The 23558-nt window shown below is 64.7% G+C and carries 20 protein-coding genes; 13 read left to right on the forward strand and 7 right to left on the reverse strand.

Going from position 1 to position 23558, the window contains the following annotated elements; translation table 11 throughout:
* The first annotated feature begins 16 nt into the window (after window positions 1–16).
* The gene (locus tag ACE3OO_RS07950; RefSeq protein WP_374301549.1) at window positions 17–1507 is read left to right on the forward strand and encodes an NADP-dependent isocitrate dehydrogenase; all 1491 of its coding nucleotides are present in this window, start codon (window positions 17–19) and stop codon (window positions 1505–1507) included.
* 68 nt (window positions 1508–1575) lie between these two features.
* Here the strand turns inward: ACE3OO_RS07950 and ACE3OO_RS07955 are convergent, their stop codons facing one another.
* Window positions 1576–2541 carry a complex I NDUFA9 subunit family protein gene (locus tag ACE3OO_RS07955; protein WP_374301551.1) on the reverse strand — a complete coding sequence of 322 codons (966 nt, stop codon included), beginning with the start codon at window positions 2539–2541 and terminating at the stop codon, window positions 1576–1578.
* A 109-nt stretch (window positions 2542–2650) separates the two neighbouring features.
* On the opposite strand from ACE3OO_RS07955, the gene ACE3OO_RS07960 reads away from it, so the two are divergent.
* The 7 genes from ACE3OO_RS07960 to ACE3OO_RS07990 all read left to right on the forward strand — a co-directional run bounded on the left by ACE3OO_RS07960 (window position 2651) and on the right by ACE3OO_RS07990 (window position 8445).
* Window positions 2651–2869, forward strand: a complete 219-nt coding sequence (locus ACE3OO_RS07960) for a superinfection immunity protein (RefSeq protein WP_374301553.1) — start codon at window positions 2651–2653, stop codon at window positions 2867–2869.
* A 165-nt stretch (window positions 2870–3034) separates the two neighbouring features.
* On the forward strand, window positions 3035–3844 hold the full coding sequence (locus ACE3OO_RS07965; RefSeq protein WP_374301555.1) for a DeoR/GlpR family DNA-binding transcription regulator: 810 nt from the start codon (window positions 3035–3037) through the stop codon (window positions 3842–3844).
* 4 nt (window positions 3845–3848) lie between these two features.
* Window positions 3849–4859 carry an extracellular solute-binding protein gene (locus ACE3OO_RS07970; protein ID WP_374301557.1) on the forward strand — a complete coding sequence of 337 codons (1011 nt, stop codon included), beginning with the start codon at window positions 3849–3851 and terminating at the stop codon, window positions 4857–4859.
* A 68-nt stretch (window positions 4860–4927) separates the two neighbouring features.
* Window positions 4928–5746 carry an ABC transporter permease gene (locus ACE3OO_RS07975; RefSeq protein WP_374301559.1) on the forward strand — a complete coding sequence of 273 codons (819 nt, stop codon included), beginning with the start codon at window positions 4928–4930 and terminating at the stop codon, window positions 5744–5746.
* A gap of 13 nt (window positions 5747–5759) precedes the next feature.
* Complete coding sequence (locus ACE3OO_RS07980) at window positions 5760–6566, forward strand: ABC transporter permease (protein ID WP_374301561.1); 807 nt, start codon at window positions 5760–5762, stop codon at window positions 6564–6566.
* Window positions 6563–7609, forward strand: coding sequence for an ABC transporter ATP-binding protein (locus tag ACE3OO_RS07985; RefSeq protein ID WP_374301563.1), 1047 nt, complete (start codon window positions 6563–6565; stop codon window positions 7607–7609). The genes ACE3OO_RS07980 and ACE3OO_RS07985 overlap by 4 nt, the downstream gene beginning before the upstream one ends.
* A gap of 11 nt (window positions 7610–7620) precedes the next feature.
* Window positions 7621–8445, forward strand: a complete 825-nt coding sequence (locus ACE3OO_RS07990) for a phosphodiesterase (RefSeq protein ID WP_374301565.1) — start codon at window positions 7621–7623, stop codon at window positions 8443–8445.
* Window positions 8446–8450: 5 nt separating this feature from the next.
* Here ACE3OO_RS07990 and ACE3OO_RS07995 read toward each other — a convergent pair whose 3' ends face one another.
* Window positions 8451–9896 carry a CHAD domain-containing protein gene (locus tag ACE3OO_RS07995; RefSeq protein WP_374301566.1) on the reverse strand — a complete coding sequence of 482 codons (1446 nt, stop codon included), beginning with the start codon at window positions 9894–9896 and terminating at the stop codon, window positions 8451–8453.
* Window positions 9897–10218: 322 nt separating this feature from the next.
* On the opposite strand from ACE3OO_RS07995, the gene ACE3OO_RS08000 reads away from it, so the two are divergent.
* Window positions 10219–10722, forward strand: coding sequence for a GAF domain-containing protein (locus tag ACE3OO_RS08000; protein ID WP_374301568.1), 504 nt, complete (start codon window positions 10219–10221; stop codon window positions 10720–10722).
* Between the two features lie 12 nt (window positions 10723–10734).
* Here ACE3OO_RS08000 and ACE3OO_RS08005 read toward each other — a convergent pair whose 3' ends face one another.
* Window positions 10735–12987, reverse strand: a complete 2253-nt coding sequence (locus tag ACE3OO_RS08005; protein WP_374301570.1) for a PAS domain S-box protein — start codon at window positions 12985–12987, stop codon at window positions 10735–10737.
* 149 nt (window positions 12988–13136) lie between these two features.
* Here ACE3OO_RS08005 and ACE3OO_RS08010 point away from each other — a divergent pair, with 149 nt between their 5' ends.
* Complete coding sequence (locus ACE3OO_RS08010) at window positions 13137–13523, forward strand: response regulator (RefSeq protein WP_374301572.1); 387 nt, start codon at window positions 13137–13139, stop codon at window positions 13521–13523.
* A gap of 43 nt (window positions 13524–13566) precedes the next feature.
* On the opposite strand, the gene ACE3OO_RS08015 is transcribed toward ACE3OO_RS08010, so the two are convergent.
* The gene (locus ACE3OO_RS08015; protein WP_374301574.1) at window positions 13567–15174 is read right to left on the reverse strand and encodes a GMC family oxidoreductase; all 1608 of its coding nucleotides are present in this window, start codon (window positions 15172–15174) and stop codon (window positions 13567–13569) included.
* A gap of 57 nt (window positions 15175–15231) precedes the next feature.
* The gene (locus tag ACE3OO_RS08020) at window positions 15232–15633 is read right to left on the reverse strand and encodes an MAPEG family protein (protein ID WP_374301576.1); all 402 of its coding nucleotides are present in this window, start codon (window positions 15631–15633) and stop codon (window positions 15232–15234) included.
* Window positions 15634–15839: 206 nt separating this feature from the next.
* On the opposite strand from ACE3OO_RS08020, the gene ACE3OO_RS08025 reads away from it, so the two are divergent.
* Together ACE3OO_RS08025 and ACE3OO_RS08030 are read left to right on the forward strand one after the other, a co-directional pair.
* On the forward strand, window positions 15840–16214 hold the full coding sequence (locus tag ACE3OO_RS08025; RefSeq protein ID WP_374301578.1) for a hypothetical protein: 375 nt from the start codon (window positions 15840–15842) through the stop codon (window positions 16212–16214).
* A 21-nt stretch (window positions 16215–16235) separates the two neighbouring features.
* The gene (locus ACE3OO_RS08030; RefSeq protein WP_374301580.1) at window positions 16236–18098 is read left to right on the forward strand and encodes a methyl-accepting chemotaxis protein; all 1863 of its coding nucleotides are present in this window, start codon (window positions 16236–16238) and stop codon (window positions 18096–18098) included.
* Window positions 18099–18122: 24 nt separating this feature from the next.
* Here the strand turns inward: ACE3OO_RS08030 and rnk are convergent, their stop codons facing one another.
* Window positions 18123–18545: a nucleoside diphosphate kinase regulator gene (gene rnk, locus ACE3OO_RS08035; protein ID WP_374301582.1), complete on the reverse strand. Its 423-nt coding sequence runs from the start codon at window positions 18543–18545 to the stop codon at window positions 18123–18125.
* 380 nt (window positions 18546–18925) lie between these two features.
* On the opposite strand from rnk, the gene ACE3OO_RS08040 reads away from it, so the two are divergent.
* Window positions 18926–21235: a methyl-accepting chemotaxis protein gene (locus ACE3OO_RS08040; RefSeq protein WP_374301583.1), complete on the forward strand. Its 2310-nt coding sequence runs from the start codon at window positions 18926–18928 to the stop codon at window positions 21233–21235.
* A 3-nt stretch (window positions 21236–21238) separates the two neighbouring features.
* Here ACE3OO_RS08040 and scpA read toward each other — a convergent pair whose 3' ends face one another.
* Window positions 21239–23401 (reverse strand): methylmalonyl-CoA mutase, encoded by a 2163-nt coding sequence (gene scpA, locus ACE3OO_RS08045; protein ID WP_374301585.1) that lies wholly within the window; start codon window positions 23399–23401, stop codon window positions 21239–21241.
* Window positions 23402–23558 lie beyond the last annotated feature (157 nt).

Genomic DNA, 23558 nt, shown 5'->3' on the forward strand with positions numbered 1-23558 from the left:
CCCCAGGAGCGATGCCATGACCATCCAGCTGAAACAGCCGAACCAGATACTGGCCCAGGCCAGTCCCGTTCCCGTTCCCATCACGGTCGCCCCCGGCGACGGGATCGGGCCGGAGATCATGCAGGCCAGCCTGAAAGTGCTGCTGGCCGCCGGCGCCAACATCGCGCTGGAGCCGATCGAGATCGGCAAGGCGGTGTATCTGGCCGGCGAGACTTCGGGCATTCCCGCCAACGCCTGGGACAGCCTGCGGCGCAGCCGCGTCTTCTACAAGGGCCCGGTTACGACGCCGCAGGGCGGCGGCTACAAGAGCCTGAACGTGACGGTGCGCAAGGCGCTCGGCCTGCTCGCCAACGTGCGGCCCTGTGTCGCCCATGCCCCGGCGATCGCCACGCGGCATCCGGACATGGACGTGGTGATCGTGCGCGAGAACGAGGAGGATCTTTATGCCGGCATCGAACACCGGCAGACCGACGAGGTCTACCAGTGCCTGAAGCTGATCTCGCGGCCGGGCTGCGAACGGATCGTGCGCTACGCCTTCGACTATGCCCGGGCGCATGGCCGCAAAAAGGTCACCTGCTTCACCAAGGACAACATCATGAAGCTGACCGATGGCCTGTTCCATCAGGTGTTCAACGAGGTTGCCGCCGATTATCCCGACATCGCGAGTGATCACATGATCGTGGATATCGGCGCGGCGCGGCTGGCCGACACGCCACATCTCTTCGACGTCATCGTGATGCCGAACCTGTATGGCGACATCCTGAGCGACGTGGCGGCGCAGATCACCGGGTCGGTGGGCCTGGCGCCATCGGCCAATATCGGCGAGCATTGCGCGATGTTCGAGGCGATCCATGGCTCGGCGCCCGACATCGCCGGGCAAGATATCGCCAATCCTTCAGGGCTTCTGCTGGCCGGCGTGATGATGCTGGTGCATATCGGCCAGCACGAGGTTGCGGAAAAGGTTCATAATGCCTGGCTGGCAACCATCGAGGCGGGCATTCATACCGCAGACATCTTCCGCCCCGGCCATTCCGCGCAGAAGGTCGGCACCGCCGCCTTCGCCGAGGCAGTGATCGCCCGGCTGGGGCAGATGCCGAAGATACTGGCGCCCGTTTCCTATGCTACCGATGCGCCGCCGGTCGCTGTCTGGCCGGCGCAAAAACGCAAAAAAGCCAATAAAGACCTGGTCGGAATCGATGTCTTCATCCACGCCGAGGCATCAGCCTCAGATTTGGCTGCCGCATTGAAGAGCGCCGAGAACGGCTTGTTCGAACTTGCGATGATCACCAACCGCGGCATCAAGGTCTGGCCCAATGGCCTGCCGGAAACCTTCTGCACCGATCACTGGCGCTGCCGCTTCATGGCAAGGGAAGGCAAGCAGTTCAACAGGGCCATGGTGGTGGAACTGCTGCGCCAGCTGACGCTGCAGGGGCTCGATTTCATCAAGACCGAGCATCTCTATACTTTCGATGGCGTGCCGGGTTTCTCGCTCGGCCAGGGTCAGTAGCTAAATGCTTCAGACATGAAAAAGGCCGGGCGCATGGCGCCCGGCCTGTTCTGGTTTTGCCGCCGCGATCAGCTGAAGCGCGGCTCGAACTTGCCGCCGCCACGGCGGAAGCGGAAGAGATACGACTCGATGGTGCCTTCCACCGGCACTGGCACATCGATCCCCAGATCCTTCAGGCCCCTGGCATTCGCCGCCACCACGTTATCGGCTTTCAGCAGTTCGATCTGGTCACGCGTGATCGGCGGCGCGAAGATCGGCTGCAGCTCCATGAAGAAGGCGGCGGGTTTCAGCAGCGCGCCCGGCACGGGCAGCAGCAGGCGCTTCTTGTGGATGGTGGCGAGGGTAAGCTCCAGCAGCTCGCGGAAACTGTACACCTTCGGGCCGCCAAGCTCGAAAGTCTGGCCGGCGGCCTTTGGATCGGACAGAGCGCGGATCGCGGCCTCGGCCACGTCGCCGACATAAACCGGCTGCATCTTCGTATGGCCGCCATCGACCAGCGGCAGGGCCGGCGAGATACTGGCCAGGGCTGCGAAGCGGTTGAAGAAATCGTCTTCCGGGCCGAACACGATGCTGGGGCGCAGGATGATCGCCTGCGGCATGTGGCGGCGGATGCCGGCCTCGCCCTGGGCCTTGCTGCGCGCATAGGCCGAGCCGCTTTCGGCATCGGCGCCGATGGCCGAGATATGCAGCATCTGCTGCACGCCGGCTTCCCGAGAGCACAGCGCGATCACTTCGGCGCCGCGCGCCTGCACGGCGGCGAATTTCTGCGCGCCGCTCTGATACAGGATGCCGACGCAGTTGATCACGATGTCAGCGCCCTTCACGGCCTGCTGCACCGACATGGGCATGCGGATATTGGCCTGCACGATGTCGATCTGGCCGACGCCGCCCATGGGCTTGAGGAACAGGCCCTCGTCGGGGCGACGGATGGCGACGCGCACGCGGGCGCCCTGCTGGGCCAGCTTCTGCACGATATAGCGGCCGACGAAACCAGAACCGCCAAATACGGTGACGAGCTTGTTGCGCAGCGACATGACGCGATCCCCTGCCTGACGCGAAAAACGACTGCCCCGGACTATAGCCAAATCCGCCCTGCCGCCAATGGTTTGACCCGGTTTTGAGACGGCCCGGACCGTAGGCAGGATGGCAGCCGGTCGCTACTCTGCCGCCATCATGGGCGCCGGATTTCCCACCCTTGTCGGCCTGCTGCTGCTGGCGGCCGTTTATTTCCTGCCCAGCCTGCTGGCCTGGCGGCGGGCCCATCCCTGGCGTCAGAAGATCTTCCTGACCAATCTTGCCGTCGGCTGGACCGTGATCGGCTGGGTGGTCTGTCTCGGTCTCGCCCTGCGCCGTCCCTCCTAAATCATTGATAATTCAAAGAGAGTTTTAATCAGCATACCGCTCTATGCTGTTCGTTTGACGTCATGAAACTTTCATGTGAAAGTCATCTCAACGAAAAGAACGGTCTTCAATGTTCATACGAACATGATGCGCCGATTGGGACAGGAAACGATTTCGGGGACCGGGATGCTGGCGGAAGACCGCGCGCGCGCCATCGTTGAGCTTGTCCGCAGCGAGGGTTTCCAGGCCATCGACGCCCTGGCGATCCAGTTCGGCGTCACCCCCCAGACCATCCGCCGCGATGTGAACCTGCTGTGCGACCGCGGCCTGCTGCGCCGGAAACATGGCGGCGTCGAATTACCGCCCGAGGGCGAGAACCTGGCCTATCCCGCGCGTCAGGTGCTGAACATCGAGGCCAAGCGCCGCATCGCCCAGCTGGTGGCACGCGAGGTGCCCGAAGGCGCATCGCTGTTCTTCGGCATCGGCACCACGCCCGAGCAATGCGCGCTGGCGCTCACCGATCATCCCGGCCTGCGCGTGATGACCAACAACCTGAACGCCGCCCTGGCACTGTCGCGCAATCCATCCTGCGAGATCACCATCGCCGGCGGCCGCCTGCGCAACCTGGACCGCGACGTGGTGGCCGGCGAGGCACATGGCTTCTTCAGCGGCTTCGCCGTGGATATCGGCATCTATGGCGTGGGCGGCGTGGCGGAAGACGGCACGCTGCTGGATTTCAGCGCCGACGAGATCACCATGCGCAGCGAACTGGCGCGTCATTGCCGCCAGCGTTTTCTGGTGCTGGATCATTCCAAATTCGGCCGCGGCGCTACCATGCGCGGCGGCCAGATCACCGAGGCGAGCGTCGTTTTCACCGATCGCCCGGTGCCGCCCGCCATCGCCGCGCAGTTGCGCGATGCAGGCGTGCGCCTCGTCGTCTGGTCCGACGACGCCGTTTCCACCGCAGCAGTAAACCATAACGGCAGGAGGGGTTGACCCCATGTTGAAACGTCTCGCTTTCGCAACCGCATTGGGCATCGCCGCGCTCGGCAGTGTCATGGACGCCAACGCCCAGCAACGGGCGATCTGCTACAACTGCCCGCCGGAATGGGCCGATTGGGGCTCGCAGCTCAAGGCGATCCAGTCCAAGCTCGGCATCAGCGTGCCGCCCGACAACAAGAATTCCGGCCAGGCCATCGCCGCCCTGATCGCCGAGAAGGCCAATCCGGTGGCCGACGTGACCTATCTGGGCGGCATCGCCGCCGACCCGGCCAAGGATGCCGGCGTGCTGACGCCGTATAAGCCGAAGAATTGGGAGAAGATCCCGGCGGACCTGAAGGATGCCGATGGCAACTGGTTCACCATCCACTCCGGCACGCTGGGCCTGTTCGTCAACAAGGCGGCTTTGGGCAACAAGCCGGTGCCGCAGAGCTGGGCCGACCTGCTCAAGCCCGAATACAAGGGCCTGGTCGGTTATCTCGATCCGACCTCGGCGGCCGTGGGCCAGCTGGGCGTGATGGCCGTGAACCTCGCGCTGGGCGGCACGTATGACAACCTCGATCCGGCGATCAAATACTTCAAGGATCTGGCCAAGAACCAGCCGATCGTGCCGAAGCAGACCTCTTATGCCCGCGTGATCTCGGGCGAGATTCCGATCCTGTTCGATTACGACTTCAACGCCTATCGTGGCCAGTATACCGACAAGGCCCCGGTGCAGTTCGTGATCCCGAAGGAAGGCACACTGGTCTTCCCGTATGTGATGGGCCTGGTGAACAAGGGCCCCAATGCCGAGAACGGCAAGAAGGTGCTGGACTTCGTGCTGTCGGATGAAAGCCAGGCGATGTGGGGCAATGCCTATCTGCGCCCGGTCTTTGCCGATCGCCTGTCGGCCGAAGCCAAGGCCAAGTTCCTGCCCGATGCGGAATATGCCCGCGCCAAGGCAGTGGACCTGAAGAAGCTGGCCGCCGCGCAGGCCAAGATCGTCGAGCGCTACAAGAACGAAGTGAACTGAACCACGCGTAGTTTAAGGTATGGCGGGGCGGTCGCATGACCGTCCCGCCTTTACCCGTTAGAGGCAAGATGCGCCGCGATACCCAACGCCTGATTTTCCTGCTGTTGCCGGCTGGCATCTTCTTTGCCGCGTTTTTCCTGTTGCCGATGGCGCGGCTGTTTTTCATTGGCGGCAGCGGCAAGACCGGCTGGGCCGCCTATGCCGCGATCCTGACCGACCCGAATTACCTCAACAGCCTGATCGCCACGCTGGGCGTTGCCGCCGCCACTACCTTCGCCACACTGGTGATCAGCGGCATTGCCGGCGTTTTTCTGCAGCGTCACAAATTTCCCGGCAATGGCGCGCTGGTGGCGATGCTGACGTTTCCGCTGGCCTTTCCCGGCGTCGTGATCGGCTTCATGGTGATCATGCTGGCTGGCCGCCAGGGCCTGATCGGCCAGATCACGCAATTCCTCACCGGCGACAAGCTGGTCTTTGCCTATTCGCTGACCGGCCTGTTCATGGGCTATGTCTATTTCTCGATCCCGCGCACCATCCTCACCGTTATGGCCGCCGCCGAAAAGCTCGACCCCAAGCTGGAGGAGGCCGCGCGCTCGCTGGGTGCCTCGCCCTGGCGCGTGGTGCTGGATGTGATCATCCCTGGTCTGAAGCCCGCCTTCATTTCGGCCGGCGCAATCTGCTTTGCCACCGCCGTCGGTGCCTTCGGTACGGCTTTCACACTCGCCGCCCGCATCAACGTGCTGCCGATGGTGATCTATACCGAGTTCACGCTGTCGGCCAACATCGCCATGGCGGCGGCCCTGAGCTTTGTGCTGGGCGCGGCAACCTGGATCGTGCTGGCCGTGGCGCGCACGGCCGCCGGCGGCACCGTCGCGGCGGCAGGCTGAGGGAGAGCAAGGCATGAAACATCGCGGCCTTTTCCTTCTGCAGCTGGGTTTCACATTGCTGGTCTGCGCCTTCCTGATCGTGCCGGTGATCCTGTCGATCATGGCCGGCCTGACGGTGAATTACTTCATCGGCATCGAAAGCGGCCTGACCCTGCGCTGGGTGTTCGAGGTGTGGAACGGCTATCGCGACACCATCTTCCTTTCCATCGGGCTGTCGATTGCCTGCCTTGCCGTGACGCTGCTGCTGGGCGTACCGACCGCCTATGTACTGGCCAAACGCCAGAGCGCGCTGACCCGGGCCATCGAGGAATTGCTGGTGATGCCGGTGGCCGTGCCCGGCTTGGCTACCGCGTTGGCTCTGATCGTCACCTATGGCGCGCTGTCGGGTTTCCGCACCTCCTGGGGCTTCATCCTGGTCGGCCATGTGCTGTTCACCCTGCCGTTCATGGTGCGCAGCGTGCTGGCCGTGCTGATGGCAATCGACCTGCAGACTCTGGAGGAAGGCGCCGCCTCGCTGGGTGCCGGCTTCTGGCAGCGCTTCCGCGACATCGTGCTGCCCAATTGCAGCGCCGGTATTCTGGCCGGTTCGCTGATGGTGGTGACGCTCTCGATGGGTGAATTCAACATGACCTGGCTGCTGCACACGCCGCTGACCAAGACGCTGCCGGTGGGTCTGGCCGATGCCTATGCGTCGCTCAGACTCGAAATCGGCAGCGCCTATACCCTGGTGTTTTTCCTGATGATCATGCCGCTGCTGCTGGCGATGCAGCATTTCGCCAAGCCGCGTGCGCCGAAATTCGTGGCGGAGGAATCCGAATGACCAATACGACCAAGCCGCTCGCCATCGCACTGACAAACTGCGCGAAAACCTTCCCCGATGGCACCAAGGCACTGGAGCCGCTGGACCTTGCCATCCATGCAGGGGAAACGGTGGTGTTCCTCGGTCCCTCGGGCTGCGGCAAGACCACCACCTTGCGCATCATCGCGGGACTGGAAGAGCCAGATGCCGGCGGTCGCGTGCTGTTCGACGGCGAGGATGTGACGCGCCTGCCGATCGAGCAGCGCAACGTGGGCATGGTGTTCCAGTCCTACGCGTTGTTTCCCAACATGACAGTGGCCGAGAATATCGGCTATGGGCTGAAGATCCGCAAAACGCCGGCCGCCCAGATCAAGGCCCGCGTGGCCGAGATGCTGGGCATGATGCGCATCGAGAAACTGGCCGATCGCCGCATCGACCAGCTTTCCGGCGGCCAGCGCCAGCGCGTGGCCCTGGCGCGCGCCATCGCCGTGCGGCCGCGCGCCCTGCTGCTGGACGAACCGCTCACGGCGCTGGACGCCAAGCTGCGCGACACGTTGCGGCTGGAGATCGATACCCTGCTGCGCAGCCTGCAGATCACGGCGATCTATGTGACGCATGACCAGGCCGAGGCGATGGCGCTGGGCGACCGCATCGTCGTGATGGAACACGGCCGCGTGGCGCAGATCGGCAAGCCGCGCGAAATCTATCAGCGCCCCAGCACGCGCTTCGTCGCCGAATTCATCGGCACCATGAACCGCCTGACCGGTGCGTCGCGCGACGGCATGTTCACTTGTCGCGCCGGAGACCTGGCCTGGGCCGAGGTGCCGCAGCATGCCACCGAGATCCTGTTCCGTCCCGAAGACATCCGCATCGCCGAAAGCCATGAGCAGACCGGCCTGCAGGGCACCGTTGCCGCCGCGTTTTTCCTGGGCGACCGTACGCGGCTGTTCGTCGAGGTGGGCGAGGCACAGCCGTTGGTGATCGAAAGCACCGCGCGGCGTGATTTCAGCCACGGCGAAACCGTGCGACTGGCCATCGACCCGCGTGGCCTGCTGGTTCTGTAAGGAGTATCGTCATGCTGATCGCGCAGATCACCGACACCCATATCAAGCTGCCCGGCAAGCTGGCTTACAAGAAGGTGGACACCGCGGCGATGCTGGAACGCTGCGTGCAGGAGCTGCTGGCCCTGAAGCCGCAGCCTGACCTGATCCTGCTGACCGGCGATCTGGTCGATCTGGGCCGGCCGGAGGAATATGACCATCTGAAATCGATCCTCGCGCCGCTGCAGCAGCGCATCATTGCCGTGCCCGGCAACCATGACGAACGCAACGCCATGCGCGATGCCTTCGCCCATAGCGGCTATCTGCCGGCGCAGCGCGACAGCTTCCTGCAATTTTCCATCGACAATGACTATCCGCTGCGCATCGTGGGGCTGGATACCCTGATCCCCGGCCAGGGCGGCGGCGAGTTATGCGCCGAGCGTCTGGACTGGCTGGACAAGACGCTGGGGCAGAAGCCCGATGCGCCGACCCTGGTGATCATGCATCACCCGCCTTTCGAGACCGGCATCGGCCATATGGACAAGATCGGCCTGAAGGGCCGCGAGGATTTCGCCACGATCATGGCGCGCCATTCGCAGGTGGAACTGATCCTGTGCGGTCACCTGCATCGCACCATCCGCGCCGATGTGGGCGGCCGCCCTGCGCTGACCTGCCCCAGCCCGGCCCATCAGGTGGCACTCGACATCGACCCGGAGGCCCCGAGCCAGTTCCGCATGGAACCGCCGGGCTTCATGCTGCATTGGTGGAATGACGGCCGGCTGATCAGCCACACGGCCTTCATCGGCGATTACGACGGGCCCTATCCGTTTTTTGATGCCAGCGGCAAGCTGATCGACTGACGCCGTCAGTCCTTCAGCGCGTCCTTCCAGAACGGACGGATCGCGGCGAAATCGTCCCAGGCATCACCAAGCTGGGCAAGCTGCAGCTGCTGGCGGCCGGCAAACCACGCGGTGATCGCCGCCGTCGCCGTGCCATGGCCGGCATCGGGCAGAAGGTCGCGCACCAGTCGCCCGCCCACATCGGCATCATTCAATGCGCCCAGACAATCCTGCAGGCGGCTGAGGGCGGCAATGAAACGGCGCGTATCCTTCCGGCTGAATAACGGCCGGAAGAATTCGGCGGCATAACGCAGTTTCTTGGCGCGGATGCGCAACTCATGCAGGCTTTCGATCGGCAGCTCGGCATGCTGCACACCCAGCGCCTTCACCTTCTTGCGCCGTTTGCGCAGCATCTGCGCGGCGAACCGCTCGGCCGGCTGGGCGGCCAGATCCGCATCGGCCAGCGCGCTGCCATCCATCACGCGATCGGCCAGCCTGGCGAAGCCGAGCCGCAATGCGGCCAGCCGCGGCGATTGCAGCGCCGAGACCAATGCCACCTGGGCGGCGGCACGGTGGTCTTCCAGGATGATGCGCAGATGCTGCAACGCTTTGACGTCGTCGAGTTCGCGATGCAGCGGTGCCAGCGTTTCGGCCAGGAAGACATCGAGATCGCGTTTGCGTCCCAATGGCCCGTTCAGCCAGCGCAGTTCCTCGACCAGCGGCATCATGACGGCTTCGCGCAGCATCGGCGCGAAGAGGCCCAGCGCCGAACGCAGCCGGCGCAGCGCCACCCGCATCTGATGCACGCCTTCGGCATCGAAGTCGCGCAGCACCGGCAGCAGGTTGGCATCGAATTGCAGCAGGCAATGCCGCAGGATCGCGGCGCAGGCCGATGCCGCGTCGCCATCATCGGTCAATTCGAAGGGGATGGTGCCGGCGCGCTGCGGCTGCGGTTCGATCAGGCCCAGCGTGGCGGCCAGATGCACCAGCGGGGCCGGGCCGCTCCAATACGCCGGCAGATCGGCGTCAAGCTCGGCAGCGAGCCTGTGCAGGATCGGCAGTGTGCCCGGCGGACCCTGCAGCAGGATTTCGCCCGCCTCGGCATTGCGATCATCGCAACGCAGCGTCAGCTTGGCCGTTTCGATGGTGATCTGATGTCCATCGCGTTCCAGGCTGCTGGCTTGCGCGGTGCGGCGCAGCGCGGCCAGACCTTCCAGGGCAAGGTGGGCATCGAAAGCCGGCGGATCGGCCAGAGCCAGGCCGGCCACCGGCAGCAAATCATGCTCGCCACCATGGCTGCCGGCGAGACAGAGCCAGCCGGCGGCGGCGAAGCGGCGGTTGTCGGTATCGCAGAGCATCATGCCGGTCTGGTGGCGGCGCGCGGGCAGGCCCTGCAATAAGGGGGCGCGGCGCGCCTGGGCGAGGCTGCCCGCGGCGAGACCGAGACGCAGCAACGCGGGCTGATCGCTCATGGCGGCGGACTCTACCGGAGCCTCAGAAAAAAAGTCAAACAACTCAGATGTTTACAATTGTTACAGTTCTGCGAAATCAGACTTTTACGCCCTAATTCCGCCCCTTTTGCCCGCTTATATAGCGTCATTGCAGCAGGCGGCTTTCGCAAGCCTGTCTCCGTGCCGCCCGGTTCCCTCCGCCTATCCCCCCAGGCCAGAACCGGGCGGCTTTTTTTATCGCCTGGCCCCGTCCATCATGCACCCCGGTATCCTGCTTAATACTCTCGTTACGCTTGTGCGGCAGGCTTCCAGCCACAGCCGCCATGGCTGCGAGTGAGGTCGGATGGACAAGACCAATGCGGCAATCCGCGCCACCAATAGTGGCGCTCAGGGGCTGGAGCCGATCTACGAGGCGATCTGCCACGACATCGCGGCGCAGTTGGGCTGCACGCGGGCAAGCGTGTGGCTGTTCAGCCTGGCCGGCGATGCCATCCACTGCCAATGCCTGCTGGATCGGCGCGAAACCAATTTTCCGGCCGACATGATCCTGACAGCGGCCAGCATGCCGTTGTATTTCGACATGATCTGCACGGACCGCCTGCTGGTGATTCCCGATTACGCCCAGCATCCGGCCACCCGCAATCTGGCCGCGCCCTATGCCCGCACCAGCGGCATCCGCGCCCTGATCGACATCATGGTGCCCGATCAGCAAGGCCTGCCCATCGCCATCGTTTCCGCCGAACAGGATCGCCCGCGCGAGTGGAGCGAGGCCGATATCCTCTACATGTATCAGATCGCCAACCTGCTGACGCTGACGTTCAAATACCGCGGTCGGGTCGCGGCCTGAGCATTTCCCGGCTTATTCGCCCAACAATACCTTGATCGCTTCGGCCAGTTCGGCCTTGCGGACCGGCTTGTTCAGAATCCGCGTGACATCCTGGAACCGGGTGCCGTGCAAGCGATCCCCTTCGCTGGAACCCGACATGAACAGGATCGGCATGTCAGGCTTCTTCGCCAGGATGCGGTCGGCCAATGCAATACCATCCATGCCGCCGGGCATCTGGATATCGGTCAGCACCAGATCGATCGGCAAACCGCGCCGCATTTCATCCAGGGCGGCGGCAGCCGTGGCGGCAGGCAGCACCGCAAATCCCAGACTGCCGAGCAGGGCTGCCATGGTGGCGCGCACATCGGGATTGTCATCGATGCACAGCACCAGACGGCGGCCGGATTCCTGCTCCGGCCGCAGATGCGCCGCACCGGCATCCAGCGCCGGCAGATAGAGCCGGAATTCCGTGCCCTGGCCCGGTTGACTGTCGACTTCGACATATCCCCCCGATTGGGCAATGAAGCCGTAGACCATCGACAGGCCGAGTCCGGTGCCCTTGCCGATATCCTTGGTGGTGAAGAAGGGCTCGAAAATCCGGGCCAGAACCTCGGGCGTCATGCCGGCGCCCGTATCGCGCAGCCCGATCATCACATAATGGCCTTCGGGCACCGTGCGCGAGGCAATCACCCTCGGCTCATGCAGGTAGGTGGAAGCCGTGCGGATGGTGAGATGACCAGCCCCCTGCATGGCATCGCGGGCATTGAGAGCGATATTCAGGATTGCATTTTCAAGTTCGCCGGTATCGGCTTCCACGACCTGCGAGCCGGATGCCAGGCGCAGGTCCATCGAAATGCTGCCGCCCAGGGTGCGTTCGAGCATATCGAGCATGCCGCCGATCTGCGCGTTGATGTCGATACGCGCCGGATTGAGTTTCTGCCGCCGGCCGAAAGCCAGCAGACGGCGCGTCAGATCGGCACCGCGGCTCGCGTTGCGCAAGGCCTGCTCGATCAGGCGTGTGCTTTCGCCGTCATGCACCCGATCACTCAGCAATTCCAGATTGCCGACGATCACGGCCAGAAGATTGTTGAAATCATGGGCTATGCCGCCAGTGAGCTGACCCAGCGCCTCCATCTTCTGCGCCTGACGCAACTGGTCGCGTAATTCTTCGGCTTGGCGACGTTCCGTCATGTCGCGGGTTATGTTCACGAAGCCGGTCAGGCTGCCCTCGGCATCACGCAGGGCCGTGATCACCACGCTGGCCCAGAAACGGCTGCCGTCCTTGCGCTGGCGCCATTCCTCATTCACATAACGGCCCTTCTCGGCCGCGATGCGCAAGGCCTGGCTGGGTGCATCGATATTCAGATCGTTGTCGATGTAATATTGATCGCGCGGCTGGCCGATGGCTTCTGCGGGGCTGTAGCCGGTCAGGTTCTGCGCACCGGCATTCCAGGTCATCACCTTGCCCTCGGCATCCATCATGAAGATGGCGTAGTCGGTGATCGAATCGACCAGCAGCCGAATGCGCGCTTCGCTCTCGCGGCGCCGTTCCTCGCTGCGGCGATACTTGCTCAGATCATGAATCACACCGACGAACATCGGCCCGCCATCCTCCTCGAAGGAGCCCACCGCGAGTTCGAAGGGGAACACGGTTCCATCCTTGCGCTGGCCCAGCACTTCGCGGCCGATGCCGATAATGCGTTTGTCGCCAGTATCCAGGTGGTGGCGGATATAACCATCATGTGCCGAACGGTGCGGCTCCGGCATCAGCATGGAGACATTGCGGCCCAACACTTCGGCCGGGGCATACCCGAACAGTTTCTCGCAGGCAGGATTATACAGCTTCACACTGCCACGCGCGTCGATCAGGATCAGGCCGTCGATGGCCGTATCCACCACCTGCTTGAAGCGCTCCTCGCTGCGCCGGTATTTGCTCAGATCATGGATCACGCCGACAAACATCTGACGACCATCACGCTGATATTCGCCGATCGCCAGCTCAAACGGGAACGCCGTGCCGTCCTTGCGCCGGCCCCACACTTCGCGGCCGATGCCGATGATGCGTTTTTCGCCGGTATCGCGGTAACGCCGGATGTAGCCGTCATGGGCGGAATGGTCCGGCTCGGGCATCAGCATCGAGACGTTGCGGCCCAGCACCTCCTCGGGGCCATAGCCGAACAGTTTCTCGCAGGCCGCATTGAACAGAGCGATACGGCCGTCGGCCTCGATCAGGATGAGGCCGTCAATGGCGGTGTCCACGACGGCTTGGAGAAAATCGTCGTTCATGCCCATTGCCGTAGATCGTTGATATTACAAAAAAATTCTATCTGAAATAGAGGTTTTCCGATCTGAATTCCCGGCTAGAATGGAAAAAACCCTGTCCAAAGACAACATTTATTTCCATGTCCTAGCGAGCCGATATCTGGATCAACACCATGCCGCGTATTCTGGTGGTCGACGACAATGCCGAATTCGGGCGCATCCTCCAGGCCCATCTGACCGCCCATGGCCATGAGGTCGTGACGGCGCGGGACGGCGATCATGGCCTGGCCCTGATCGAGCAGGAGAGCTTCGATATCGTCCTCACCGACATCCTGATGCCGCAGCGTGACGGCATCGAGGTGCTGCGCCAGGTGAAGCAGCGCTGGCCGGCCCTGCCAGTGATCGCGGTGTCGGGCGGGGGCTGGATCAAGGCCGGGGACCTGCTCGACATGGCCGAGCGGCTGGGCGCCGACCGCGTGTTGCAGAAGCCGGTGCGGCGCGACGATCTGCTGGCCGCCGTCGATGCCCTGCTGAATGAGGTGCTGCCCGACGAGGGCTGACCGCGCTCAGGACGCGCGGATCGCTGCGGCCCTTATTCCGCGATCATGCCACCGCCGACCGGATGAGGTCAGCGGCCTTTTCCGCGATCATGATGGTGGGCGCGTTGGTGTTGCCGCCGATCAGGCTGGGCATCACCGAGGCATCGGCAACCCACAGGCTCTCCATGCCGCGCAGGCGAAGCTGAGGATCCACCACGGCCTGCGCATCATCGGCCGCACCCATGCGGCAGGTGCCGACCGGATGATAGATCGTGTCGGCGCGCCGGCGGATCTGTTCCAGCAGACCGGCATCGTCGGTGATGCCGGCGGTATACAACTCGCGCGGATTGAGGGCCTGGAACGGTGTGGCTTCCATGATGCGGCGGGCCAGCTTCACGCCCTTGAGCAACAGATCGATATCGTCGGGATGACTGAAGAATTGCGGATCGATGCGCGGCGGCAGCAGCGGATCGGCGCCTTTCAGGCCGACACTGCCACGACTTTTCGGTCGCAGCACGCAGGTATGCAGGCTGTAGCCATGGCCCAGATGGGTCTTGCGCGCGTGGTCATCGACCAGCGCGTTGACGAAATGCAGCTGCAGGTCGGGGCGCGGCTGCGACGGGTCGGAGCGCAGGAAGGCGCCGGCCTCGGCGAAATTCGTGGTGAGCATGCCGCGCCGCTCGCGACGCCAGCGTCCGATCTCGCGCAGCAGATGCGCAAGCCCACGCAGCGACACGCCCGGCAGGGTGGGATCGTCGGTCTTGTAGAGCAGGATGAAATCGACGTGGTCCTGCAGGTTCTGGCCCACGCCCGGCAATTCGTGCAGCACCGGCAGACCATGGCGCGCCAGTTCCTCACCCGGTCCGATGCCAGACAGCATCAGCAATTGCGGCGACTGGAAAGCCCCCGCCGCCAGTACCACACCGGCTCGTGCCCGCAACGCGATCTCGCGGCCCTTCTGGCGGCAGGCGACGCCAACGGCACGGCGGCCGGCAAACAGGATGCGCAGCACGCGGGTATCGGTTTCGATATGCAGGTTGGTGCGGGCGCGCACCTCGGGCGGCAGATAGGCGCGGGCGGCCGACCAGCGTTCGCCATTCTTCTGTGTCACCTGGAAATAGCCGACGCCATCCTGGCTCGGGCCATTGAAGTCGCCGTTGCGCGCCAGTTGCAGCGTGTCGCAGGCGGTCAGGAAGGTTTCGTTGATCGGGTGCGGCGAAACCAGATCGCTGACCTGCAGCGGGCCGTCGCTGCCATGCAGGGAATCATCCGCGGTGATGCGCACATTGGCTTCGGCCCGCTTGAAATAGGGCAGCACATCGGTAAACGACCAGCCGCCTGCACCATGAAGCTGCGCCCAGTCGTCGTAATCGGAGGCATGGCCACGGGTATAGATCATCGCGTTGATGCCGGATGAACCGCCCAGCATGCGCCCGCGTGGCTGATAGCCGCGACGCCCGGAAAGGCCGGGCTGCGGCTCGGTCTCGAAGCCCCAGTTGCGCCATTTCACCGGCATGAAGGCGGCAGCCCCCAGCGGCACGCGGCACAGGATATGATTGTCGGCGGGGCCGGCCTCGATCAGGCACACCCTTGTCGTGCCGTCATCGCTGAGGCGCCGCGCCAGGACACAACCGGCCGAACCGCCTCCGATCACGATATAATCGTATTCCATGGCGTTCCCCCTTTTATGCCGGCCGTTTGCCCGACTGACGCGGGCTTGGTGACGGCCTTACATGGTGGTGATCACGACGATCAGCAGCCAGATGGCCGTGATCAGGATCATGCTGAACGTAAGAAGAGTTCCAACGAAGCGGCCGAACGACAGACCGGCCGAAGTGGACAGGCCGATGGCATGCAGGATGCGCCCGAGCAGCAAACCTGCCCCCAGCACATGCAGGGCCCAGAGCGGTGCCTGCCGGCTGAGTTCCAGCAGAAACAGCAGCAGCAGCGCCATCGGCACGTATTCAACGAAATTGCCCTGCACCCGGATCGCCTTCTGCAATGCCCGTTCGCCGCCGTCGCCCAGAGCGACCTTCAGGCTGCCGCGCAACCGCGCCACGCGAAGCGACAACGCGATCAGCAGAATGGCGCAAAGCCCGGCGTAAAGCGGCGTGACGGCAAAAGGCGGCATGATGACTCTTTTCTGGTTCCGGTTTCAGTTGCACGACCCGCCATGCGGGAAGTCCGAGGCGATTCTTCGCTGAATCATACCGTTTTTGTGATCTAGCGGCCACAGGTCGTGTTTTCCGGCCCCGTGATGATCTCCCGATGCTTCCCCCGCGTAAGATTACCAAATCGAAACTTTACCCCTGTCCGCCATCCTGTCTCATTGCCATTATGACACTCCGTCCCCCTTCGCCGGCCCGACGCGGCCTTGCCGCCGTCTTTGGCATCGCCGCAATCGCGATCCTGCCTCTGCTGGCGCTGCTGCTGCCCTCCGCCCCATCGCAGGACGCCGGGCAGGCCCGCGCCGCCAGGCTGATTGTGCTGTTGCCCGGCGCAGCCGCATCCCTGCCCCAGGCCGTTGCCCTGCTGGATCGTGCCGATGCCCGGCCGCTGGGCCAGGGCGCATGGCCCAATCTGTGGCTGGTCGCCAGCAGCGATCCCACCGCCGTATCGCATCTCTATGCCGCCGGCGCGCGGCTGGTGCTGGCCGGCGATGGCCTGCTGGCCGGTTGCCTCGGTTTTTCTGCTAAGACTGTCCGTAGCTAAGGTCCGATAAAAGGAAACACCATGCTCGCCGCCCTGCTTCAACTCGCCTCGCTCGAGGAGCTGCGCCGTCGGGCCAGTTCGGTTTTCATCGTCTGGCTGTGGCTGCATCTGCCGCTGATCGCCGCCGTGGCCTGGCTCAACGGCACCAACCTGCTGGTCAGCGGCATTGGCGCCGCCCTGATTGCCCTGATCGCCACCTGGTTCTGCCGCACCGATCCGGTCGGCACCGCCACCCGCCAGGTGGTAGCGGCCGCCTTCGTCGGCATGGCCTCGCTGCTGGTCTTCGCGGCAAGCGGGCCCTGGCAGATCGATATGCATATGTATTACTTCGCGATCTTCGCGGTGTTGGCGGCCTATTGCGACTGGCGCGCCATCCTCACCGCCGCGACGCTGACTGCCGTGCATCACCTGTCGCTGAACTTCATCCTGCCCTTTGCGATTTTCCCTGATGGCGGCGACTTCGGCCGTGTCGTGGTGCATGCCGTGATCGTGGTGGCCGAATGCGGCGTGCTGATCTGGCTCTGCCTGGTGCTGGAGAACCTGTTCGCCCGCACCGCGACCAGCCTGGCCGAGATGAAAGCCAGCATGGCCGAACGTGAAAAGCTGGAAACCGAAGCCGCCGCCCAGCGCGAACGGTTCGCTGCCGAACAGGCCGCCGCCGAACGGCGGTTCGAACAGGCCATCGGCCAGGTGGTGGCCGCGGCTGCCGATGGCGATCTGGCCCAGCGCGTCAATACCGGCGATCTGAGCGGCGTGATGCAGCGCGTCGGCGAATCCGTGAATACCCTGCTGGCCCGCACCGAGGCCGTGTTCGGCGCCGTGCAGGATGTGACCGGCGCGATGGCCGGCGGCGACCTGCGTCGCCGCATCAAGGACAGCTTCCGCGGCCGCTTTGGCGCGTTGGCCACCGATATCAACGCCATGGGCGACAAGCTGCGCGACTTCGCCGGCCGCCTGGCCCAGAGCGCCGAAGCGGTAAAAAACGCCTCGACCGAGATTTCCTCGGGCTCGCAGGATCTGGCGCAGCGCACGGAAAGCCAGGCAGCCAGCATCGAGGAGACGGCCGCCTCGATGCATGAGATCACCACGACGGTGAAGCAGAATGCCGACAACGCCCAGGCGGCCAACCAGTTGGCGGTCGCCGCGCGCGACACCGCCGAGAAGGGCGGCAGCGTGGTGGCCGATGCGGTTTCGGCGGTGACGCAGATCGAGGAAAGCGCCCGCAAGATTTCCGACATTGTCGGCCTGATCGACGAGATCGCCTTCCAGACCAACCTGCTGGCGCTGAATGCCAGCGTGGAGGCGGCGCGGGCTGGTGAAGCCGGCAAGGGCTTTGCGGTCGTTGCGCAGGAAGTGCGCGCCCTGGCGCAGCGTTCGGCCAACGCGTCGAAAGACATCAAGGCGCTGATCCAGGAGTCGAATGCCCAGGTGAAAACCGGTGCGACGCTTGTGAATCAGACCGGGTCTTCACTGACCGACATCGTCACGTCGATCAAGAAGGTGAGCGACATCGTGGCCGAGATCGCCGCCGCCAGCCGCGAGCAGGCCACCGGCCTGGAACAGGTGAACACCGCCGTCGCCGGCATGGACGAGATCACCCAGCGCAACGGCGCCCTGGTGGAAGAGACCACGGCTGCCGCCCAGGCCCTGGAGGGTCAGGCGCGGCAACTCGCCGATCTGGTCGGCTTCTTCCGCACGGATGCGGCGACAACGCTGTCCGCCGCCACGGGCAGCACCAAGGTGGTGCCACTGAAAGCCGCCACGCGCCCGCCCATGACGAAGCCCGTGACAAAGCCGGCGGCAAAACCCGCAGCCAGGCCGCAGCCCGCGCCGGCCGCGGCGGGCGCAAACGCCGCCGCCGATGAGGATTGGCAGGAATTCTGAGCATAGTTCGCAGTCTGCCGGCCGCTACAGATCGTAGCGGCCGACACGCTCGGGCTGATAGGCCACCTTGTGCAGGGTGATGCGGCGCTGCTCGCCGCTCGCCAGCGTCCAGCCGATGCTGTCGCCTTCGCGCAAACCGATCAGGGCGGCGCCTACCGGCGTGGTCACGGCTATTTTCGCCAGGTCGAGATCGGCTTCGCCAGGATAGACCAGGGTGAGCCAATGGCTGCGCTGGCTGTGCTCGTAGCCGAACACCACATGGCTGTTCATCGTCACCACATTGGGCGGCACCTGCTGCGGCACCACGATGCTGGCCCGCTCGATTTCCTGCTCCAGCATCCCGGCGATGCCGGGCTGGCGCGGGCGTATCTGGCCGCTCAGGGCCAGTAGGCGGTCGGCATCGGTTTCGGTGAGCGTGATGGCGGGACGCGGATCGACGAAAGACATGATGGCTCCAATGGCAGAAGGCCGGCGCCGTCATGGGACGGCCCGGGCGGAAGAACGGGATCAGAGGGATCGTGTTAGCCCCGGCGCGCGAGAAAGCCGGGACGGCGACGCGCGACGAGGCTCAGGCGCCTGCGTGCAGGCGACCGGCGCGGAAAAGCTGCAAATGGCGGCGCGCAAAGATCATGGTGACAGATATATGGAGCCGTTGCGCCGGGCTTTCAAGTCAAAGCCGAAACCGCCGGCAAGCTGCGACAAAGCCGCGCATTCTTGACAGGGGTCAATTTCCTGACCCCCAAAGTGGAGCGGAGATTGATCCAGATCGACCGGCAAGGCGGGCACCGCTCTAGATTGCGCGCCTGTAATTCTGACGGAGCCTTCTCATGCTGCGGTCGATAAGAAGCCGGATCGTTTTTGCCCTCCTGATCCCGAGCCTGGCCTTGCTCGGTTTTGCCGCCCTGGTGATCCAGGAGCGGATGGACAAGCTGCAACAGGCCGAGGCCGTGCAGGCCCTGGCCGGCTATGCCGTGGCGGCCAGCGCCTTTGTGGACGAACTGCAGAAGGAGCGGGGCGGCTCGGCCCTGTTCCTGGGCAGCGGCGGCAAGCAGTTCGGCGCCGAGTTGCAGGCCCAGCGCGGCCGGACCGACGCGGCGCGCGGCAGGCTGGATGCAACCCTGCGGCAGCAGGCGGCCGGCGACGTGGCCACGGCGGCACGGCAAAGCCAGCAGGCTTTGGCGCAACTGGATGCCACGCGTCGCGGCATCGATGCGCTGAGCCTGCCCGCACCGCAATCCTTCGCCTTCTACACGAACGCCATCCTGGCCCAGCTGGATGTGATCCGTCAGGCGATCCATGCCAGCGACAATGCCGACATCAGCCGCGCCACCCAGGCCTATTATTCCCTGCTGCAGGGCAAGGAACTGGCCGGACAGGAACGCGGCCAGGCCGCCGGCGCCTTCGCCGCCGGCAAGTTCGAACCCGCCGTCTATCGTCGTGTGGTCGCCTTGTCAGCCCTGCAGACCCAGATGCTGGATGAAGCGGCCCGGATCGCCGCGCCGACGCCGGCTGCCTTGCTGCAGCGTCTGCCGCAACAGGCCGAGCAGGCCGGCGTGAGCAATTTCCGCCGCATCGCCTACGAAAGCGTTTATGCCGGCAACACGGGCGACGTCGCCGCGCCGGCCTGGTTCGCCGCGATGACCCGTTACATCGACCACATGAAATCGGTAGAGGAGGCCATGAGTGCCGAACTGCTGGCGCTGGCCGATATGCTGCGCGGCGAAGCCGCACGCCAGACGATGCTGGCCGGTGCCGCGATTGCCGCCCTGCTGCTGTTGACGGCGGTGATCGGCACGCTGTTCGTGCGCGCCATCACCGGACCACTGGCTCGGTTGACGAACGCGATGCACCGGCTGGCGGGGGGCGATCTGGCCTGCGAGGTGCCGGCACAGGAGCGGCGCGACGAACTGGGCGCCATGGCCAAGGCCGTGCAGGTGTTCAAGAAGAATGCCGAAGAGAAGGTCGCGCTGGAGCAGACCGCGGAAGACCAGCGCCGTGCGTCCGAACAGCGGCGCCATGAGCGCGAAACCCGCGAAGCGGCGGCGGCGGCCGAGATCGCCGCCTTGTGCGAACGCGTGGCGGAGGGCGATCTGAGCGGCCGGCTCAACGAGGCCGGCAAGGACGGCTTCCTGCTGACATTGGGCCAGCGGCTCAACCAGCTTGTCGCATCGCTGCATGGCATCACCGACGAGCTGGCCGCCAGCATGACGGCGATGAGCAATGGTGACCTGACGAAACTGATCACCGGCGAATACCACGGCGTGTTCGGCGAATTGAAGACCGGCGCCAACGGCATGGCGGCGCGGTTGACCGATCTGGCCGGCCGGCTGGCCGCCAATGCCGCCACCGTGCGCGATGCCGCCGGCGAGATTTCGGCCGGCAGCAGCGACCTGGCGGCACGCACTGAAAGCCAGGCCGCAAGCCTGGAGCAGACCGCCGCCTCGATGCAGCAGGTGACCACCACCGTGCGGCAGAATGCCGACAATGCGCAGGCCGCCAATGCCCTAGCCATGCAGGCACGCAGCAGCGCCGAACAGGGCGGGCAGGTGGTGCATGACGCCGTGGCCGCCGTGCAGCGCATCGAACACAGCGCGCAGAAGATTTCCGACATCATCGGCCTGATCGACGAGATCGCCTTCCAGACCAACCTGCTGGCCCTGAACGCCAGCGTGGAAGCGGCGCGGGCGGGCGAAGCCGGCAAGGGTTTTGCCGTGGTGGCGCAGGAAGTGCGCGCGCTGGCGCAGCGCAGCGCCAATGCCAGCAAGGACATCAAGGCGCTGATCGTGGAATCGAATGCCCAGGTGAAGACCGGCGCGGCGCTGGTGCAGCGCACCGGCGAACAGCTGGCCGGCATCGTCGACGGCATCGCCCGCGTCTCGGATATCGTGGCCGAGATCGCCGGCGCCTCGAAGGAACAGGCCACCGGCCTGGAGCAGATCAATGCCGCCGTGAGCCAGATGGACGAGATGACCCAGCGCAACGGCGCACTGGTGGAGCAGACCTCGGCCTCGGCCCAGGCCCTGGCCGGTCAGGCCCGTGACCTGGCCGAGCTGGTCGGCTTCTTCCGCACCCGGGCCCCGACACAGGCCCCGACACAGGCGCCGACACAGGCGCCGACGTTGCGGCGCGTGGCGTGAGTCTTATTCGGCGGCAGCGGTCCGGCGCTGCTGACGGATCAGCTTGACGATTTCGCTGGCGGCCTGCGGGATGTTGGTGCCCGGGCCGTAGATGCCGGCGACGCCGGCGGCACGCAGGAAATCGTAATCCTGCGGCGGGATCACGCCGCCGGTGATGACGAGGATGTCGCCGGCGCCCTGGTCGTGCAGGGCCTTGATCAGTTGAGGAACAAGAGTCTTGTGGCCGGCGGCCTGGCTGGACACGCCGATCACATGCACGTCGTTCTCGATGGCGTCCTTGGCGGCTTCTTCCGGCGTCTGGAACAGCGGACCCACATCGACGTCAAAGCCCAGATCGGCGAAAGCTGTGGCGATCACCTTGGCGCCGCGATCATGGCCGTCCTGGCCCAGCTTGACCACCAGCATGCGCGGGCGGCGGCCTTCCTCGGCGGCGAACGCCTCGATGTCCTTCTGGATCTGCATGAAGCCCTCGTCATTGGCATAGGCCGCGCCGTAGACGCCGGAGATCGAACGGATGGTGGCCTGATGACGGGTGAAGACGCGCTCCATGGCATCCGACATCTCGCCCACCGTGACGCGGGCGCGGGCCGCCTGCACACACAGCTCAAGCAGGTTGGCCTTGCCGGCGGCGCCGGCTTCAAGCGCCTTGATGGCCGCTTCGGCTTTCGCCTTGTCGCGGGTGTTGCGGATGGTCTTCAGCCGGGCGACCTGCTGCTCGCGCACGCGGGTATTGTCGACCTCGAGCAGGTCCGGCACGTCCTGGCTGGCGGCGCGGTATTTGTTGACGCCGACGATCACATCCTCGCCGCGATCCACGCGGGCCTGGCGGCGGGCGGCGGCTTCCTCGATCTTCAGCTTGGGCATGCCGGATTCGACCGCCTTGGTCATGCCGCCCATGGCCTCGACTTCCTGGATCAATGCCCAGGCGTGGGTCACCAGCGCATGCGTCAGCGCCTCGACGTAATACGAACCGCCAAGCGGATCGACCACCTTGGTGACGTAGCTTTCTTCCTGGATGATGAGCTGGGTGTTGCGCGCGATGCGGGCCGAGAATTCGGTGGGCAGCGCGATGGCTTCGTCCAGCGCGTTGGTATGCAGCGACTGCGTGCCGCCGAGGACTGCGGCCATCGCCTCGATCGCGGTGCGCACCACGTTGTTATAGGGGTCCTGTTCGGTGAGCGAGACGCCAGAGGTCTGGCAATGGGTGCGCAGCATCAGCGACCCGGCCTTCTTCGGGTTGAACTGCTTCATGATGCGCGCCCACAGGAAACGGGCGGCGCGCAGCTTGGCGATTTCCATGAAGAAGTTCATGCCGATGGCGAAGAAGAAGCTCAGACGACCGGCGAAGGCATCAACATCGAGGCCCGAGTTGATCGCCGTGCGCACGTATTCCAGGCCGTCGGCCAGGGTGAAGGCCAGCTCCTGCACGGCGGTCGCGCCGGCTTCCTGCATGTGGTAGCCGGAGATCGAGATGGAATTGAACTTCGGCATATGCTGCGCGGTATAGCCGATGATATCCGAGATGATGCGCATGCTGGGCGCGGGCGGATAGATATAGGTGTTGCGCACCATGAATTCTTTCAGGATGTCGTTCTGGATGGTTCCTGAAAGCTGGTCCGGCTTCACGCCCTGCTCCTCGGCGGCGACGATGTAGCAGGCCAGCACGGGCAGCACGGCGCCGTTCATGGTCATCGACACGCTCATCTTGTCGAGCGGGATGCCGTCGAACAGGATCTTCATGTCCTCGATGGAATCGATCGCCACGCCGGCCTTGCCGACATCGCCCACCACGCGCGGGTGATCGGAATCGTAGCCGCGATGGGTGGCGAGATCGAAGGCGACGCTCACGCCCTGCTGGCCGGCGGCGAGATTCTTGCGATAGAAGGCGTTGGATTCCTCGGCGGTGGAGAAACCGGCATATTGCCGGATGGTCCAGGGCCGGTTGGCATACATGGTGCCGCGCACGCCGCGCGTGAAGGGATCGAAGCCCGGCAGGGAATTGAGTGTCTCCAGACCCTCGAGGTCGGCGGCGGTGTAGAGCGGCTTGACCGTGATGCCCTCGGGCGTCTGCCACAGCAGCTCGGAGAGCGGCTTGTCGCCCAGTTCCTTCTGGGCCATTTTCGCCCAGGCTTCAGGGAAGTTTGCCGGCGCGGTCTTCTCGGTCATCTCTCGCATCCCACTCTCCGCAGGCGTGCTGTACGGAAATCTCCGTTGCTGCGGTGCAAAACCCAGTATGGCCGGGTTTTAACCCCTGTCAATTTGACGTCCCGGCAATTCACAGCGCCAGATTGTGCGTCCCCCGCGTTTTGGCGGGCCCATGCAG

It is taken from the genome of Ferrovibrio sp. (assembly GCF_041906005.1).
Classification (GTDB): Bacteria; Pseudomonadota; Alphaproteobacteria; order Ferrovibrionales; family Ferrovibrionaceae; genus Ferrovibrio.